This is a genomic window from Streptomyces sp. NPDC001315 (assembly GCF_042896175.1).
In the GTDB taxonomy this organism is placed as follows: domain Bacteria; phylum Actinomycetota; class Actinomycetes; order Streptomycetales; family Streptomycetaceae; genus Streptomyces.
Genome location: NZ_JBIAWZ010000003.1, coordinates 488,329 through 505,045 on the forward strand (window position 1 = coordinate 488,329; position 16,717 = coordinate 505,045).

Genomic DNA, 16,717 nt, shown 5'->3' on the forward strand with positions numbered 1-16,717 from the left:
AGCCGACTCCGGCTGCCGCACAGACGAACGGCCCCTTCCTCTCCGTCGCACGACGGAAAGGAAGGGGCCGACGTTGTGCCGGGCCAGAGGCCAGGGGCTCAGTCCCGCCCGCCGTTCCCGTTCCCGTTGCTCCCGCCGTTGGTCAGCCCCTGGATGAACCCGTCCGGGAGCGAGACCGAGGGGGTCGGGACACCGCCGCCGTCCGCGCCGCCGTTCGTCAGGCCGGCGATGAGCCCGCCGATGGTGTCGCCGTTGCCATGGCCGTTTCCGTCGCCCTTGTCCTTGTCCTTGTCGGCGTCCGGGATGTCGACGAGGTTGAAGGTATCGGCGGACTTGCCCGCGAGGGCGCCGGTCATGGCGTCCTTCCAGATCGGGCCCGGGACCTCGCCGCCGTAGACGAGCGGGTGGTAGACGCCGCCGATCGTGATGTTCTTCATCTTGACCTTCTGGGAGGCGCTGCCGACCCAGACGGCACCCGACAGGTTCGGCGTGTAGCCGACGAACCAGGCGTTCTTGCGCTCGTCCGTCGTACCCGTCTTACCGGCGCTCTCGCGGTCGGTGAGGCCGGCCTTCTGGCCCGTACCGGAGTCGACCACGCCACGCAGCAGCGTGTTCACCGTGTCGGCCGTCTTCTCGCTCATCGCGCGCGAGCACGTCGACTTCGGCACCTCGAGCGACTTCTGCTCGTTGCCGACCTTCTGGGTGATCGACTCGATGGCGACCGGCGTGCAGTACATGCCCCGGGAGGCGAAGGCGGCGTACGCGCTCGCCATCGTCAGCGGGGACAGACCCACCGCGCCGAGGGCGATGGAGGGGCTCTCGGGGAGCTTGGTGCCGTTGCCCTGCGTCACGTGCAGCGCGTCGGTCATCTTCACCACGGGGCAGAGGCCGATGTCGGAGATCATCTGGACGAAGTAGGTGTTGACCGACTTCTCCATCGCCTCCTTCAACTGGTACGGGCCGGACTCCGACTCGCTCTCGTTCTCGACCTTCTCGCCGGTCCGGTTGGTCCACGGATTGCTGGCGCACGTCTGGACCGGGCTCGGGTACGCCATGTCGTACGGCGACGAGTACTCCTGCGTCACGGGCTTGCCGCCCTCCAGCGCGGCCGCGGCCACGAACGGCTTGAACGTCGAACCGGTCGGGAAGCCGAAGTTCGAGCCGCCCATCGAGGCGTTGACCGAGAAGTTGTACTCGGTCTCGTTCTTGCCGTAGCCGTACGGCTTCGACTGGCCCATCGCGACGATCTTGCCGGTGCCGGGCTCCACCAGGGTGGACGCCGCGGCGACCTTGTCCGACTTCTTGACGTGCTCCTTGAGCGAGGCCTGGACCGACTCCTGGGCCTGCGGCTGGAGCGTGGTGCGGATCGTCAGACCGCCCTGGTTCCAGAGCTTCGCCCGCGCCTCCTGGGTCTTGCCGAAGACCGGGTCGTTGAGGAAGACCTTCTCCACGTACTTGCAGAAGAAGCTGGCACCACGGACGGCCGTGATGCAGCCGTTCTTGGGCTGGCTGACCTTCAGGTCCAGCGGCGCTTCCTTGGCCTTGTCGGCCTCGGCCTGGGAGATGTCGCCGACCTCGGCCATGCGCTGGAGCACGACGTTGCGGCGCTTGGTGGACTCCGCCTCGTCGTTCACCGGGTCGTAGCGGCTCGGGGACTGCACGATGCCCGCGAGCATCGCCGACTCCGGGAGGGTCAGGTCCTTGGCGTGCTTGGAGAAGTAGCGCTGGGCGGCCGCCTCGACTCCGTAGGCCTGCTCACCGAAGAACGTGATGTTCAGGTAGTTCTCGAGGATCTTCTTCTTGCCGAGCTCCTCCTCCACCTGGATCGCGTACTTCAGCTCCTTGATCTTGCGGCCGAGGGTCTGCTGGGTGGCCTGCGCGACCTTCGTCGGGTCGTCGCCGGCCTCCTCGACGAAGACGTTCTTCACGTACTGCTGCGTGAGCGTGGAGGCGCCCTGGGAGACACCGCTGCTCTGCACGTTCTTGTTCAGCGCGCGCAGGATGCCCTTCAGGTCGACCGCGCCGTGCTGATAGAAGCGCGAGTCCTCGATCGCGACGATCGCCTTCTGCATGTACGGCGAGATGCTCTTGAGCTCGACGACCGTGCGGTCACGGGAGTAGACCGTGGCGATCTGGCCGCCGTCCGCGTCGAGGATCGTGGTGCGCTGGCTCAGCGGCGGCGTCTTCAGATTGGCGGGGAGCTCGTCGAAGCTCTCCACCGATCCCTTGGCGGCCAGGCCCAGCACGCCGAAGGCGGGCACTGCGATACCGGCCAGGACGGCTCCCGCGAGCACACTGACACCGAGGAACTTGGCGGCCTGCTGCGTTGCCGACAGGCCACCGCCCGAGCGCTTCTTTGGCATGAGGGCAGCCTACGTTCTCATTCGCCGGACACGCGTATATGCCTTGGCCTAAGCTGCTCTCAACTGTCACAGCAGTAGGGCTACGTATCAATACGTCCGGCGACCCTGAATCGTTCCGGAGGTTCCCCAACTTTTTTGGTGGGGGCGTGTCCGAATCCGCCTTCTGTGTCACCTGGCGCCCGTTGTGACTCGACAGAACTGTCCGGTTTTGCCGGGAAAGTCACGCATGTCGCCAGCTCACTCCCCCGGGTGATCTGCCGCTTACCCATAGTCCGTTCGGGCCATTCAAGATTGGGCCCGAAGGGGGTGTTGCGCTGTCCCCACCTTCCGTAACGTCCTCAACTGGCGGCGGTGAATATGCCGCTGCCGCCGTGGGGGAGCCTCGATTCGGGAGAGGACGGCGCCGGTATGGGCTGGGTAACCGACTGGAGTGCGCAGGCCGCCTGCCGCACTACCGATCCGGATGAACTGTTCGTTCAGGGAGCAGCGCAGAACAGGGCCAAGGCAGTGTGCACCGGATGCCCGGTACGCACCGAGTGCCTGGCCGACGCGCTCGACAATCGCGTCGAGTTCGGCGTGTGGGGAGGCATGACGGAGCGGGAGCGCCGCGCACTGCTGCGCAGGCGGCCCACCGTGACCTCCTGGCGCAGGCTGCTGGAGACGGCTCGTTCGGAGTACGAGCGCGGTACGGGCATCGTGCCGCTCGACGACGACGAGGTGTACGAGAACTACGCGGCGGTGAGCTGAGGGGACCCCTCGGCTCAGCTGTCGGCAGCCTCGGGCAGCTCCGGCCGGTTGGCCGCGAGCCGGTTCCCGATGTCCCGCAGCCCCGCGAGGTCGTGCACGTCGCCGGGCAGCGCGCCCACTTCGGCCACCGCCACCTCAGGGTGGAGCGCGGTGAAGCGGTCACGCGTGCGCTGCTCGCGGGAGAGCAATTGCATACGTTCGGCGTGCAGGCGCAGCAGACCCGCGGTGAGCTGTTCGACGCTTTGATCGGTGCCGGTGGACTGATCGGCGCCCGGGGAGCCGGGCTGGGATGCGGAAGACTCTGAACTTCCGTACGTGTCGGGAGAGTTACGAAGTCCAGCTTTCCCGCCGTCCTGATCCACAATGCGGGGCTCTTCAAGATTTTCCGCGGCGGGGTCGGTGGGGTCGGTGGAATCGGCGGGATCGGCGGGGTCGCCGGCGAGATCGAGGTTCTCCGCAGCGGCGAGTGCCCGCTCGGCCGACAGCCGGGCGGCTCCGCTGCCGTGGACCCGGTTGAGCACCAGACCGGCGAGCGGCATGTCCTCGGCGGCCAGCCGCTCCACGAAGTACGCGGCTTCGCGCAGCGCGTCCCGCTCCGGGGCCGCGACCACCAGGAACGCCGTCCCGGGCGCCTGCAGCAGCTTGTACGTCGCGTCCGCGCGCGTGCGGAAACCGCCGAAGGTCGTGTCCATCGCGGCCACGAACGTCTGGACGTCCTTGAGGAGCTGACCGCCCAGCAGCTTGCCGAGCGTGCCGGTCATCATCGACATCCCGACGTTCAGGAACTTCATCCCCGCGCGTCCGCCCAGCTTCGCCGGCGCGGTCAGCAGCCGGATCAGCCGCCCGTCCAGGAAGGACCCGAGCCGCTTCGGCGCGTCGAGGAAGTCGAGCGCCGAGCGGGACGGCGGCGTGTCGACGACGATCAGGTCCCACTCGTCCCGGGCCCGCAGCTGCCCGAGCTTCTCCATCGCCATGTACTCCTGCGTGCCCGCGAAGCCCGCCGAGAGCGATTGGTAGAAGGGGTTGTTCAGGATCGTGGCGGCCCGCTCCCGGTCCGCGTGCGCCTCGACGATCTCGTCGAAGGTGCGCTTCATGTCGAGCATCATGGCGTGCAGCTCGCCGCCGCCGTCGACTCCCTTGACCCGACGAGGGGTGTTGTCCAGGGAGTCGATGCCCATCGACTGGGCGAGCCGGCGGGCCGGGTCGATGGTGAGGACGACGACCTTGCGGCCCCGCTCGGCCGCACGCAGGCCCAGCGCCGCCGCGGTGGTGGTCTTCCCGACCCCGCCCGAGCCGCAGCAGACGACGATCCGCGTCCCGGGATCGTCGAGCAGCGGATCGACGTCGAGCACGCGCGCGGGGGAGAGACGACGCGCGCTGTCCTGCGCAGGCGCCGGGTCCGGACTCATGACATTCCCTGCTTCCGCAACTCGGTGGCCAGTTCGTACAGTCCCGCCAGGTCCATGCCCTCGGTGAGCAGCGGCAGTTCGTGCAGCGGCAGTTCCAGCTCGCCCAGGACGGCGCGCTGCTCGTGCTCCAGCGCGTACCGCTCGGCGTACTCCTCGGCCTGCGCCAGCAGCGGATCCACCAGCCGCTCGGCGTTCCCGCCGCGCCGCGCCCCGCCGAGCCCGGCACTGGACAGCGATCGCGCCAGGGCGGTGCGCGGCACGGTCCGTACGAGTTCCAGGTCGGACGCGTCCAACACTGCGGGCCGCACCATGTTGACCATGATCCGCCCCACCGGCAGCCCGGCGGCGCGGAGTTCCGCGATGCCGTCGGCGGTCTCCTGGACGGGCATCTCCTCCAGCAGCGTCACCAGGTGCACGGCCGTCTCCGCCGACTTCAGCACCCGCATCACGGCCTGCGCCTGATTGTGTATCGGGCCGATCTTCGCCAGGCCCGCGACCTCGTCGTTCACGTTGAGGAACCGCGTGATGCGTCCCGTCGGTGGCGCGTCCATGACGACGTAGTCGTACATGAACCGCCCGCTCTTGTCCTTCCGGCGGACCGCCTCGCACGCCTTCCCGGTCAGGAGTACGTCCCTGAGGCCGGGCGCGATGGTGGTGGCGAAGTCGATCGCGCCGAGCTTCTTCAAGGCACGCCCCGCGCTCCCCAGCTTGTAGAACATCTGGAGGTAGTCCAGAAGGGCCAGTTCGGGGTCGATGGCGAGGGCGAACACCTCCCCGCCCCCGGGAGCGACGGCGATCTTCCGCTCCTCATAAGGCAGCGCTTCCGTTTCGAAGAGCTGCGCGATGCCCTGCCGACCCTCGACCTCGACGAGAAGCGTCCGCTTCCCCTCGGTCGCGAGGGCCAACGCGAGGGCTGCGGCGACCGTCGTCTTTCCGGTCCCGCCCTTGCCGCTGACGACCTGGAGCCTGCTCACGTCTTCGAGCGTAACCAGTCCGCGCCCGAGCCAACCGGCAGGCTGTGGACAAGAGGGTCGAGACTCGGCCACATGGCTTGTGGACAACGGAGCGAGAGCCGGGCACTCGACCCGTGCGTGACGGGGGCGCCGACACAGCCACTCCGCCTGTGCGTGACGGGGGCGCCGATACGGCCACTCGCCCTGTGCGTGCCCGGCGTGACAGTCGGACCTTCGACCTGCGCTCGACGGGCGTGACAGTCGGGCACTCGGCCGGTGTGCGACGACGGTCGTGGTCGCCACGTGCCCCACGGACCACAGCGGATACAGTCGGCCACATGACCAAGTGGGAATACGCAACCGTGCCGCTGCTCGTCCATGCCACGAAGCAGATTCTGGACACCTGGGGCGAGGACGGCTGGGAGCTCGTCCAGGTCGTGCCCGGGCCGAACAACCCCGAGCAGCTCGTGGCCTACCTGAAGCGGGAGAAGCAGGCGTGAGCGCGGTCGAGGCGAGGCTCGCCGAGCTGGGCCTGACCCTGCCGGAGGTCGTGCCGCCGCTCGCCGCGTACCAGCCGGCCGTGCGGTCGGGCGTGTACGTGTACACCGCCGGCCAGCTCCCGATGGTGGAGGGCAATCTTCCGGTCACCGGCAAGGTGGGCGCGGAGGTCACCCCGGAGGAGGCCAAGGGCCTGGCCCGCACCTGCGCGCTGAACGCGCTGGCCGCCGTGAAGTCCGTCACCGGCGACCTGGACCGCATCGCGCGCGTGGTGAAGGTCGTGGGCTTCGTGGCCTCGGCATCCGACTTCACCGGCCAGCCGGGTGTCGTCAACGGCGCCAGCGAGCTGCTCGCCGAGGTGCTCGGCGACAAGGGCGTGCACGCGCGCAGCGCGGTCGGCGTGGCGGTGCTGCCGCTGGACGCGCCGGTGGAGGTCGAGATCCAGGTCGAGCTGACGCAGGCGTAACCGCGCCCCAGCGGCGGCTCCGCAGGGTCTCCCAGGGCTCTCCCCCGGGAGCCCGTGATCGTGGCCCTCGAACATCCGCGCGCTACGGGATAGCCTCCGCCCATGGCGAATGGGCAGTGGTTTCCCGAGGACTGGCCGGAACGCATCCGTGCGCTCACGGAGGGCACGCTCACGCCGGTGACCCCCAGGCGCGCGGCCACCGTCATGCTCCTGAAGGACACCGACGACGGCCCCGCCGTGCACATGCTGCGCAGACGCGCCTCCATGGCCTTCGCCGGAGGCGCGTACGCGTACCCGGGCGGCGGCGTCGACGCCCGCGACGACGACCACCTCGTCCGCTGGGCGGGCCCCACGCGCGCGTGGTGGGCCGACCGGCTCGGCGTCGACGAGAAGGCCGCCCAGGCGATCGTCTGCGCGGCCGTACGGGAGACGTACGAGGAGGCCGGCGTCCTGCTGGCCGGGCCGACCCCCGACACGGTGGTCGGCGACACCACAGGCGCGGACTGGGAGACCGACCGCGCGGCCCTCGTCGCCCGCGACGTGTCCTTCGCGGAGTTCCTCGACCGTCGTGGCCTGGTCCTGCGCTCCGACCTCCTCGGCGCCTGGACCCGCTGGATCACCCCGGAGTTCGAGTCCCGCCGCTACGACACCTGGTTCTTCGTGGCCGCCCTCCCCGAAGGCCAGCGCACGCGCAACGCCTCCACGGAGGCCGACCGCACGGTGTGGATCCGGCCGGAGGACGCGGCGGCCTCGTACGACAAGGGTGAGCTGCTGATGATGCCGCCCACCGTGGCGACCCTGCGCCAGCTGCTCCCGCACCCCACCGCCGCCGCGGCCCTGGCCGCCGCGCCCGGCCGCGACCTGACCCCCGTGCTGGCCCGCGCGCGCCTGGAGAACGGCGACATCGTGCTCTTCTGGCCCGGCCACGACGAGTTCACCAAGCACATCCCGACCGGTGGAGCCCCCGAATGACGGACGCAGCAGCCCTTCCCGGACAGCCGCGGGGCGGGGTCCTCTCCGGCCCCGCCACCCCGCGGGCCGTCAACGTCCTGGCGCCCAACGCCTCCGCGATGACCCTGGACGGCACGAACACCTGGATCCTCGGCGAACCCGACTCCGAGCTGGCCGTCGTGGTCGACCCGGGCCCGCTGGACGACGGCCACCTGCGCACCGTCGTCGACATGGCCGAGAAGGCCGGCAAGCGCGTCGCGCTGACCCTGCTGACGCACGGCCACCCGGACCACGCCGAGGGCGCCGCCCGTTTCGCCGAGCTGACGGGGACGAAGGTGCGGGCCCTGGACCCGGCGCTGCGGCTGGGCGAGGAGGGGCTGGCGGCCGGAGACGTGCTCGAGGTCGGCGGACTGGAGCTGAGGGTCGTACCGACCCCCGGCCACACCGCGGACTCCCTCTGCTTCCACCTCCCGGCCGACCAGGCCGTCCTGACCGGCGACACGATCCTGGGCCGCGGTACGACGGTCGTGGCGCACCCCGACGGACGCCTGGGCGACTACCTGGACTCACTGCGGCGGCTCAGGTCGCTCACGGTCGACGACGGCGTCCACACGGTGCTGCCGGGCCATGGGCCCGTCCTGGAGGACGCCCAGGGCGCCGTCGAGTTCTACCTCGCCCACCGCGCCCACCGGCTCGCCCAGGTCGAGACGGCCGTCGAGAACGGCTACCGCGCCCCGACCGAGGTGGTGTCCCATGTGTACGCGGACGTCGACCGTTCCCTGTGGCCGGCGGCGGAGCTGTCGGTGCGGGCGCAGCTGGAGTACCTGGAGGAGCACGGGCTCATCTAGCCGACTCGGTCGCCGGTCGCCGCTTGCCCGTCGCTTCAGTCGGGCCTGGGGGCCTTGATGCCGTGCACGCGCGCGTACTCCTCGGCGAGCCACGGGCCTAGGTCGTCGACGTACGACCGCAGCACGTCCGCGTCCCCGGTCGGCTCGTACCCGAGCACGGCCGCGGCCCGCAACTGCTCGGCGCGCTCGGGGTAATGGCCGCCGAACGCCTCGGCCATCTCGTGCAGGTCGCTCGTCCAGCCGTTCCAGCGGGGCATGACGAGGGTGAAACCGGTGCGGACGAGGTGGCGGGACATGAAGCGGACGAGGGGCCGCCGAGCCGCCTCGGTGTCCTCGGCGTCGGCGATCCGCTCCCGCCAGCGGGGCAGGAAGAGGGCCAGGTCCCCGTTCGTCTCACGGGCGAGCAGCGAGTCGGGACGGTAACGCGGCAGGTGCTCGGCGAGGTCCTCACCGATGAGTGGCGTGCACAGACAGGCGACGAACCAGCCGAGGTCGTACCGCTCCGGCTCGCTCAGCGCCCGCTCCCGGCCGACCAGGAGAGTGCCGCCCCCGTCGATCTGCCAGAACTCCTTGTCGAGCGCCTCGTCGAGTGCCCGCGCGTCCGTCCGGTCCGCCTCGGTCGGTTCCTCGCGCAGGACGAGGAGCAGGTCCAGATCACTGCGCCCCACGCGCGCGGTGCCGCGTGGAATCGACCCGTAGAGGTACGCGCTGTGCAGCCGCGCCCCGAACACGTCCAGCAGCCGGTCCCGTGCCGCGGCGACGACGGGCCGGTAGTCGGACGGCACGCGCGCGAGGGAGCCTTCGCGGGTGATGTATCCCTGGGCGTCCAGCCCTGGGCGGCGAACGGTTTCGGTCATGCGTTCACTGTGCCCCGGCGGGACGGGGCAGCGCGGCTCATTTTCAGCGCGGGCAGTGACAGCCGGCCGGCGAGGTCAGCGGGGAACCACCGTCGAGGTTCGCTGCCAGACCGACAAGGTCAGCGGAGAGCCGGCCACGAGGTCGGTGCCAGACCGCCGACGAGGTCAGCGGCAGCAAACACCGACACGGCCGGTGCCGAACCTCTCCGGCGAGGTCAGCGCGATCGCTTCGCCAGTCGCTCCACGTCCAGCAGGATCACGGCGCGTGCCTCCAGGCGGAGCCACCCGCGCTGGGCGAAGTCGGCCAGTGCCTTGTTGACCGTCTCGCGAGAGGCGCCGACGAGCTGGGCCAGCTCCTCCTGCGTCAGGTCGTGGACGACGTGGATGCCCTCCTCGGACTGCACGCCGAAGCGGCGGGAGAGGTCCAGCAGCGCTCGGGCCACGCGACCCGGGACGTCCGAGAAGACCAGGTCGGACATGGCGTCGTTGGTCTTGCGCAGTCGGCGGGCGACGGCGCGCAGCAGCGCGGTGGCCACCTCGGGGCGCGCGTTCAGCCAGGGCTGCAGGTCACCGTGGCCGAGGCCGAGCAGCTTGACCTCGGTCAGCGCGGTGGCCGTCGCCGTGCGCGGGCCCGGGTCGAAGAGCGACAGTTCGCCGATGAGCTCGCTGGGGCCCACCACCGCCAGCATGTTCTCGCGGCCGTCGGGGGATGTGCGATGCAGCTTGACCTTGCCCTCGGTGACCACGTAGAGCCGGTCGCCCGGGTCGCCCTCGTGGAAGAGGGAGTCGCCGCGTGCCAGGGTCACCTCACTCATGGAGGCGCGAAGCTCCGCGGCCTGCTCGTCGTCGAGTGCCGCGAAGAGCGGGTTGCGCCGCAGAACGTCGTCCACGAGTTCTCTCCTTGTCGACCTGCTCAGGGGATCTCGCTCCCCGGTGTACCAGGGGATCGTGCTCCCCATTTTGCCGGACGATCCAAACAGTGTGATCTGTCACAAGGATGCCGCACACGTGTCCCGAGGTAAGCGGCAGGGGGCCAATTGGGCGCCGATCTTCGAGGTCCGGGGCGGATGTCGGTGGCGGGCTTTAGGCTGGCCGGGTGTCCAAATCGCCGTGAGAGCACAGGCCAAGGGGGCTGGACGTGTGGTTGCACGTCGCGATTCCGCCGTGGGCGAACAAGGGTCCGGCGGTGGCGAGAAAGCAGCAAAGACGTCAAAGGCGGCAAAGGTGGTAAAGCCAGTGAAGGCGTCAAAGGCGACCAAGGCGACAGAAGGGGCCCCGGTGAAGAAAGCGGTCGCCAAGGCCCCGAAGGTCGAGTCCCGCACCGCCCTCGTCCGCCGCGCCCGCCGTATCAACCGGGAGCTCGCCGAGGCCTACCCCTACGCCCACCCCGAGCTGGACTTCGAGAACCCGTTCGAGCTTCTGGTCGCCACGGTCCTGTCCGCCCAGACCACGGACCTCAGGGTCAACCAGACCACGCCCGCCCTCTTCGCCAAGTACCCCACCCCCGAGGATCTGGCCGTCGCCAACCCCGAGGAGGTCGAGGAGATCCTCCGCCCCACGGGCTTCTTCCGGGCCAAGACCAAGTCGGTGATAGGGCTCTCCAAGGCCCTGGTCGAGCAGTTCGGCGGCGAGGTCCCGGGCCGGCTCGAGGACCTCGTCAAGCTGCCCGGCGTCGGCCGTAAGACCGCTTTCGTCGTGCTCGGCAACGCCTTCGGGCGGCCCGGCATCACCGTGGACACGCACTTCCAGCGGCTGGTGAAGCGCTGGCAGTGGACCGACGAGACCGAGCCGGACAAGATCGAGGCGGCCGTCGGAGGGCTCTTCCCCAAGAGCGAGTGGACGATGCTCTCGCACCACGTGATCTTCCACGGCCGCCGCATCTGCCACGCCCGCAAGCCCGCCTGCGGCGCCTGCCCCATCGCCCCGCTCTGCCCGGCGTACGGCGAGGGCGAGACAGACCCGGAGAAGGCGAAGAAGCTGCTCAAGTACGAGAAGGGCGGCTTCCCGGGCCAGCGTCTGAAGCCCCCGCAGGCCTACCTGGACGCGGGCGGCAGGCCGGCACCGCCGCTGGGGGCCGGATGACGGGGAGTCGGCGGATCGACGAAGCCGGTCGAACCGACCGGGTCGATCGAACCCACCGGGCCGACCGGACGACGAGGAGCCGACGGCCTGGCCGGCCCGCCCGGCCCGTCGGGTCCGCCCGGCCCGCCCGGAACGATCTCGGCCACGTAAGGCGTTGGAGCAGCAGGCAGGACGACGGGGGTGGCGATGACGCGGGCGAGTGAGACCCAGGGTGGGCCGGTGGTGCTCAGCAAGAGGGGGCTGCCCACGTGGCTCGACCCGGTGGTGCACGCCGTCGAGACGGTCGAGCCGCTCCAGCTGAGCCGCTTCCTGCCACCGGAGAACGGCGCGGGGCGGCAGTCCGCCGTCCTCATCCTCTTCGGCGAGGGGGAGCGCGGACCCGAGCTGCTGCTCATGGAGCGCGCCAGCTCGCTGCGCTCCCACGCCGGACAGCCCTCCTTCCCGGGTGGTGCCCTCGATCCGGAGGACGGTGACCCGAAGGCCGACGGGCCGCTGCGCGCCGCCCTGCGCGAGGCCGAGGAGGAGACCGGCCTCGATCCGGGCGGCGTCCAGCTCTTCGGCGTGCTGCCCAAGCTGTACATCCCGGTCAGCGGATTCGTCGTCACACCGGTGATGGGCTGGTGGAGAGAGCCGAGCCCGGTCGGCGTCGTCGACCCGAACGAGACCGCTCGGGTCTTCACCGTCCCCGTGGCGGATCTCACGGACCCCGGCAACCGCGCCACCGCGGTTCACCCCCGTGGTCACCGGGGTCCGGCATTCCTGGTCGAATCGGCTCTGGTGTGGGGTTTCACGGCCGGAGTGATCGACCGCCTGCTGCACTACGCGGGCTGGGAGCGCCCCTGGGACCGCGAGAAGACGGTGCCACTCGACTGGCGGTCATGACAGGGTGTCGTCCGTGCTGTGTCCATCGGGGGACAACCCCCGGACCCCCAGCCGTCTGGAGTGACCGGAAAGTGTTGAGGCGAGGCCTGAAGCGGTGAACGTGCTGGACATCCTGCTGCTGGTCGCGGCCGTGTGGTTCGCGATCGTCGGCTATCGCCAGGGGTTCGTCGTCGGCATCCTGTCGGTGATCGGCTTCCTGGGCGGCGGTCTCGTCGCCGTCTACGTATTGCCCGTCATCTGGGACTGGCTGACCGACAACTCGGCGGTCAGCACCACGGCCGCCGTCGTCGCGGTGGTCGTCGTCATCGTCTGCGCCTCCGTCGGGCAGGCCCTGACCACCCACCTCGGCAACAAGCTGCGCCGGTACATCACCTGGTCCCCGGCCCGCGCGCTGGACGCGACCGGCGGTGCCCTCGTCAACGTCGTCGCCATGCTGCTGGTCGCCTGGCTGATCGGTTCGGCGCTGGCCGGTACCACCCTGCCCACGCTCGGCAAGGAGGTCCGCAGCTCCAAGGTGCTCCTCGGCGTGTCCGAGACGCTGCCCACCCAGGCCGACACCTGGTTCGCCGACTTCTCCTCGGTCCTCGCGCAGAACGGCTTCCCGCAGGTCTTCAGCCCGTTCTCGAACGAGCCGATCACCGACGTCCAGCCCCCGGACCCGGCCCTCGCGAGCAGCGCGGTCGCCACCCGCGCCCAGCGCTCCATCGTCAAGGTCACCGGCACCGCCGAGGGCTGCGGCAAGGTCCTGGAAGGCTCCGGCTTCGTCTTCGGGGACCGCCGCGTCATGACCAACGCGCACGTCGTGGGGGGCGTCGACGAGCCCACCGTCCAGATCGGCGGCGAGGGCAGGCGGTACGACGCCACGGTCGTCCTCTACGACTGGCGGCGCGACATCGCCGTACTCGACGTACCGGACCTCGACGTACCCGCCCTGCAGTTCTCGTCCGAGGACGCGGCGAGCGGCGACAGCGCGATCGTCGCGGGCTTCCCGGAGAACGGGTCGTACGATGTCCGCGCCGCGCGGGTGCGCGGGCGCATCTCGGCCAACGGCCCGGACATCTACCACCGCGGCACCGTCCGCCGCGACGTCTACTCGCTCTACGCCACCGTCCGCCAGGGCAACTCCGGCGGCCCGCTGCTCACGCCCGACGGCAAGGTGTACGGCGTGGTGTTCGCGAAGTCGCTCGACGACGCCGACACCGGGTACGCACTCACCGCCGACGAGATCCAGCAGGACATCGCCGAGGGGCGGAGTGCGAACCAGCAGGTGGGGAGCGACAGCTGCGCGCTGTAGGCCGGTGGGGCCCGCGCGGGCTCAGCCGCGCGGGTGGCGCAGACGTACCGAGACCCAGCGGGCCCGGCGGCGCAGGATGCGCGGGATTCCCACCCTGGGGTCCGCCTCCGCGAGCTGCGGGGCGCCCCTCTGGTGGGAGCTCAGACCACCGGCCGAGCGGCGGTTGCGTGCTACGTCACTGTAGTCGTGCGTCCAGCCCATACCCCGACGTGTGCCCCTGCCCCAAGGTCGATAACCGCCTCCGAGGCCCTCAATTGGCCTATGCGCCGGGCAATTGGCTGTTCGTAGGACAGTTGTTCAAGTTCGGATACCGGGCGCATCGGTGCGGTCACCGATCGGGTTCGGGATCCTTCAGCCAGTTGACGAGCTCCGTGGAGAACGCCGCGGGGTCCTCCTCGTGCGGAAAGTGCCCGAGCCCGTCGAACAGCCGCCAGCGGTACGGCGCTTCGACGTACTCACCGGAGCCGGCCGCGCTGCGCGTGCGCATCACCGGGTCGAGCGAGCCGTGGAGGTGGAGGGTCGGTACGCGTACCGGCCGCTTCATACGGCGGTTGAACTGGATGCCGTCAGGCCGGGCCAGGGAGCGCACCATCCACCGGTACGGCTCGATGGAGCAGTGCGCCGTCGAGGGGATGCAGATGGCGCGGCGGTACGTCTCCACCGCCTCGTCGTCCGGCAGACGCGGCCCGGACCAGTCCCGGATCAGCCGTCCGACCAGCGCGCCGTCGTCGGCGGTGAGCTGCCGCTCGGGGATCCAGGGCCGCTGGAACCCCCAGATGTAGGAACTCGCCGCCGTCTGCTTGACATCGGAGATCATCGCCGAGCGCCAGCGCCGGGGGTGCGGCATCGAGGCGACCGCGAGGCGTCGTACGAGCTTCGGGCGCATCACCGCCGCCGTCCACGCCAGATAGCCGCCCAGGCCGTGACCGACCAGCGCGGCGTCCGGCTCGCCGAGCGAGCGGATCACGCCGGTGATGTCGAGGGCGAGGTTGGCGGGGTCGTAGCCGCGCGGGGTGCGGTCGCTGCCACCCACGCCGCGCAGGTCCATGGCGACGGCCCGGAAGCCCGCGTCGGCCAGCGCGACCAGCTGGTGCCGCCAGGCCCACCAGAACTGCGGGAAGCCGTGCACCAGCATCACCAGGGGGCCGTCGCCCAGCTCCGCGATGTGGAAGCGGGCGCCGTTGGCGGCGACGTCCCGGTGCGTCACCTCGTGCCCGCCGGGGATGTCCGACCGTACGACCGAGGTGGGCTGCGCCGAAGGAGTGGCAGGGTCCGTCATGAGGACGAGCGTGCCACAGCCTCGATGGCCGCGGGTGCCCGGTCCTCCAGGGCGGGGGTCGCCGGGCGCGGATGCGGCTTGGCGTTCTGCAGGACGCCCGCCGTCTCCTTCATCGAGGCCGCGACCTTCTGCGGGCCCTTGCTCTTCTGCGTCTTCTTCGCGAAGACGACGCCGATCAGCGCGAGGACACCGGCGACGAGCACGTTCGCCGCGAAGGACAGCAGGAAGCAGACCGCGAGGTTCCAGCCGCTCCAGGTGCGGATGCCGTACGCGAGGGCGAAGTTCAGCATCGGCAGGGAGAACAGCAGGACCATGGCGGCCACCGAGAACGCCCCGCCGCTCGTCGCACCCTTCTTGACGTCCTGCTTGAGCTGCGCCTTCGCCAGCGCGATCTCGTCGTGCACCAGCGCCGACATTTCGGTCGTCGCTGAGGCGAACAGCTGGCCGATGCTGCGTTCGGCGCCGACCGGGCTGCCGTCGGGTGCGCTCATCGCGGTCTCCCTGTTTCTGCGTGCGGTTCCGTCGCCCGTACGACGTCGGTGGCGTCGTGCGACGTCTGCGCGTCGTTCTGCGACGTCTGTCCGGCGTCTGTCCGGCTGCGTACGGTCCCGCTCTTTTGTACCGTCCCGTCAGATCATGCCGGACGGTCGTCCTCCTCGCCTGCCCCGCCCGGTACTTCGGCAAGCCCGTGCCGCGCCACGACCTTCTCCTGGGCGATCCGGCGGTGCTCGGCGGCCTTGCGCTCGTGGATCTCTGCCATCCGCAGGTGGTACTCCGGCTCGTCCTCCTCGTAGATGTCCGGGATGCCGTCGAGATCGTCGTCGCGCTCCTCGTCCTCGCACAGCCTGCGGTACCTGGCGTTGCGCAGCTTCAGCAGCACGGTCGCCAGCGTCGCCGCGATGACCGAGCCGGTGAGGACCGCGGCCTTGACCTCGTCCGTGAGGACGGCGTCGCCGTCGAAGGCGAGCTCGCCGATGAGCAGCGAGACGGTGAAGCCGATGCCGGCGAGCGTGGCGACGGCGAACACGTCGGGCCAGGCCAGGTCCTCGCTGAGGGAGGCCCGGGTGAAGCGGGCCGTGAGCCAGGTGCCGCCGAAGATGCCGATCGTCTTGCCGACGACGAGGCCCAGCACGACCCCCAGGGTCTCCGGCTTGGTGAAGACGTCCCCGAGCGCGCTCCCGGAGACCGCGACACCGGCGCTGAACAGCGCGAACAGTGGAACAGCCAGCCCCGCCGACAGGGGCCGTACGAGGTGTTCGATGTGCTCGCCGGGGGAGTGCCTCTCGTCCTCGCGGGTGGTGCAGCGCAGCATCAGGCCCATGGCGACGCCCGCGATGGTGGCGTGCACGCCGCTGTTGTACATCAGTGCCCAGATCACGAGAGCCAGCGGGACGTACACGTACCAGCCGCGCACACCCTTGCGCAGCAGCAGCCAGAAGACGGCGAGGCCGACGACGGCACCGCCGAGTGCGGCGAAGTCGATCTGCTCGGTGAAGAAGACCGCGATGATCAGGATCGCGAACAGGTCGTCGACGACGGCGAGGGTGAGCAGGAAGGCGCGCAGGGCGCTCGGCAGCGACGTACCGATGACCGCCAGCACGGCCAGCGCGAACGCGATGTCGGTCGCGGTGGGGACCGCCCAGCCGGCCGGCGAGCCCCCGCCGGTGAGGTTGGTGAGGGCGTAGACGAGGGCGGGCACCGCCATGCCGCACAGCGCGGCGGCCACCGGCAGGGCGGCGGCCTTGGGGTCGCGCAGATCACCGGCGACGAGTTCGCGCTTGAGTTCGATGCCGGCGACGAAGAAGAAGACCGCCAGGAGTCCGTCGGCGGCCCAGTGGGCGACGGACAGGTGCAGGCCGAGGGCCTCGGGGCCGAAGTGGAAGTGGCTGACGCTCTCGTAACTGTCGTGCAGCGCCGGTATGTTCGCCCAGACCAGCGCGGCGATCGCGGCGACGAGCAGCAGCACGCCGCCGACCGTCTCGGTACGCAGCGCGTCCGCGACGAACGTCCGCTCGGGCAGGGACAGACGTCCGAGGACCTTGCGGGTGCGGTTACTGGTGCTGGGCGCGGCCACGGCGGGGACCTCCG

General features: G+C 70.4%; 17 protein-coding genes. 8 read left to right on the forward strand and 9 right to left on the reverse strand.

Features of this window, described 5'->3' with window-relative positions:
- Positions 1 to 98: 98 nt before the first annotated feature.
- Positions 99 to 2,363, reverse strand: a complete 2,265-nt coding sequence (locus ACFY16_RS12695; RefSeq protein ID WP_390647079.1) for a transglycosylase domain-containing protein — start codon at positions 2,361 to 2,363, stop codon at positions 99 to 101.
- 408 nt (positions 2,364 to 2,771) lie between these two features.
- On the opposite strand from ACFY16_RS12695, the gene wblA reads away from it, so the two are divergent.
- Positions 2,772 to 3,110, forward strand: coding sequence for a transcriptional regulator WblA (wblA, locus tag ACFY16_RS12700; protein WP_189956079.1), 339 nt, complete (start codon positions 2,772 to 2,774; stop codon positions 3,108 to 3,110).
- 14 nt (positions 3,111 to 3,124) lie between these two features.
- Here wblA and ACFY16_RS12705 read toward each other — a convergent pair whose 3' ends face one another.
- Positions 3,125 to 4,519, reverse strand: a complete 1,395-nt coding sequence (locus ACFY16_RS12705; RefSeq protein ID WP_390647080.1) for an ArsA family ATPase — start codon at positions 4,517 to 4,519, stop codon at positions 3,125 to 3,127.
- Positions 4,516 to 5,493, reverse strand: a complete 978-nt coding sequence (locus ACFY16_RS12710) for an ArsA-related P-loop ATPase (protein WP_390647081.1) — start codon at positions 5,491 to 5,493, stop codon at positions 4,516 to 4,518. The genes ACFY16_RS12705 and ACFY16_RS12710 overlap by 4 nt, the downstream gene beginning before the upstream one ends.
- A 317-nt stretch (positions 5,494 to 5,810) precedes the next feature.
- Between ACFY16_RS12710 and ACFY16_RS12715 the strand changes: the two genes are divergently transcribed.
- From ACFY16_RS12715 to ACFY16_RS12730, 4 genes are all read left to right on the forward strand, one after another.
- Entirely contained in the window at positions 5,811 to 5,972 is a 162-nt protein-coding gene (locus ACFY16_RS12715; RefSeq protein WP_003975360.1) for a DUF4177 domain-containing protein, read from the forward strand.
- Complete coding sequence (locus ACFY16_RS12720; RefSeq protein ID WP_390647082.1) at positions 5,969 to 6,436, forward strand: RidA family protein; 468 nt, start codon at positions 5,969 to 5,971, stop codon at positions 6,434 to 6,436. Before ACFY16_RS12715 ends, ACFY16_RS12720 begins: the two co-directional genes overlap by 4 nt.
- 102 nt (positions 6,437 to 6,538) lie before the next feature.
- The gene (locus ACFY16_RS12725; protein ID WP_390647083.1) at positions 6,539 to 7,408 is read left to right on the forward strand and encodes an NUDIX hydrolase; all 870 of its coding nucleotides are present in this window, start codon (positions 6,539 to 6,541) and stop codon (positions 7,406 to 7,408) included.
- Entirely contained in the window at positions 7,405 to 8,235 is an 831-nt protein-coding gene (locus ACFY16_RS12730) for an MBL fold metallo-hydrolase (RefSeq protein WP_390647084.1), read from the forward strand. The genes ACFY16_RS12725 and ACFY16_RS12730 overlap by 4 nt, the downstream gene beginning before the upstream one ends.
- A 35-nt stretch (positions 8,236 to 8,270) precedes the next feature.
- On the opposite strand, the gene ACFY16_RS12735 is transcribed toward ACFY16_RS12730, so the two are convergent.
- The gene (locus ACFY16_RS12735) at positions 8,271 to 9,092 is read right to left on the reverse strand and encodes a nucleotidyltransferase domain-containing protein (RefSeq protein WP_390647085.1); all 822 of its coding nucleotides are present in this window, start codon (positions 9,090 to 9,092) and stop codon (positions 8,271 to 8,273) included.
- Between the two features lie 215 nt (positions 9,093 to 9,307).
- Complete coding sequence (locus tag ACFY16_RS12740; RefSeq protein ID WP_020129286.1) at positions 9,308 to 9,982, reverse strand: Crp/Fnr family transcriptional regulator; 675 nt, start codon at positions 9,980 to 9,982, stop codon at positions 9,308 to 9,310.
- A gap of 250 nt (positions 9,983 to 10,232) precedes the next feature.
- Here ACFY16_RS12740 and nth point away from each other — a divergent pair, with 250 nt between their 5' ends.
- From nth to ACFY16_RS12755, 3 genes are all read left to right on the forward strand, one after another.
- Complete coding sequence (nth, locus tag ACFY16_RS12745; protein ID WP_390647086.1) at positions 10,233 to 11,174, forward strand: endonuclease III; 942 nt, start codon at positions 10,233 to 10,235, stop codon at positions 11,172 to 11,174.
- Positions 11,175 to 11,360: 186 nt separating this feature from the next.
- Positions 11,361 to 12,056, forward strand: a complete 696-nt coding sequence (locus ACFY16_RS12750) for an NUDIX hydrolase (protein ID WP_390647087.1) — start codon at positions 11,361 to 11,363, stop codon at positions 12,054 to 12,056.
- A 94-nt stretch (positions 12,057 to 12,150) separates the two neighbouring features.
- Entirely contained in the window at positions 12,151 to 13,350 is a 1,200-nt protein-coding gene (locus ACFY16_RS12755; protein WP_390647088.1) for a MarP family serine protease, read from the forward strand.
- A 21-nt stretch (positions 13,351 to 13,371) separates the two neighbouring features.
- Here the strand turns inward: ACFY16_RS12755 and ACFY16_RS12760 are convergent, their stop codons facing one another.
- From ACFY16_RS12760 to nhaA, 4 genes are all read right to left on the reverse strand, one after another.
- Positions 13,372 to 13,551: a hypothetical protein gene (locus ACFY16_RS12760; RefSeq protein WP_390647089.1), complete on the reverse strand. Its 180-nt coding sequence runs from the start codon at positions 13,549 to 13,551 to the stop codon at positions 13,372 to 13,374.
- A gap of 127 nt (positions 13,552 to 13,678) precedes the next feature.
- The gene (locus ACFY16_RS12765) at positions 13,679 to 14,629 is read right to left on the reverse strand and encodes an alpha/beta fold hydrolase (RefSeq protein ID WP_390647090.1); all 951 of its coding nucleotides are present in this window, start codon (positions 14,627 to 14,629) and stop codon (positions 13,679 to 13,681) included.
- The gene (locus ACFY16_RS12770; RefSeq protein WP_390647091.1) at positions 14,626 to 15,120 is read right to left on the reverse strand and encodes a phage holin family protein; all 495 of its coding nucleotides are present in this window, start codon (positions 15,118 to 15,120) and stop codon (positions 14,626 to 14,628) included. Before ACFY16_RS12770 ends, ACFY16_RS12765 begins: the two co-directional genes overlap by 4 nt.
- 143 nt (positions 15,121 to 15,263) lie before the next feature.
- On the reverse strand, positions 15,264 to 16,703 hold the full coding sequence (gene nhaA, locus ACFY16_RS12775; RefSeq protein ID WP_390647092.1) for a Na+/H+ antiporter NhaA: 1,440 nt from the start codon (positions 16,701 to 16,703) through the stop codon (positions 15,264 to 15,266).
- Positions 16,704 to 16,717: the final 14 nt, after the last annotated feature.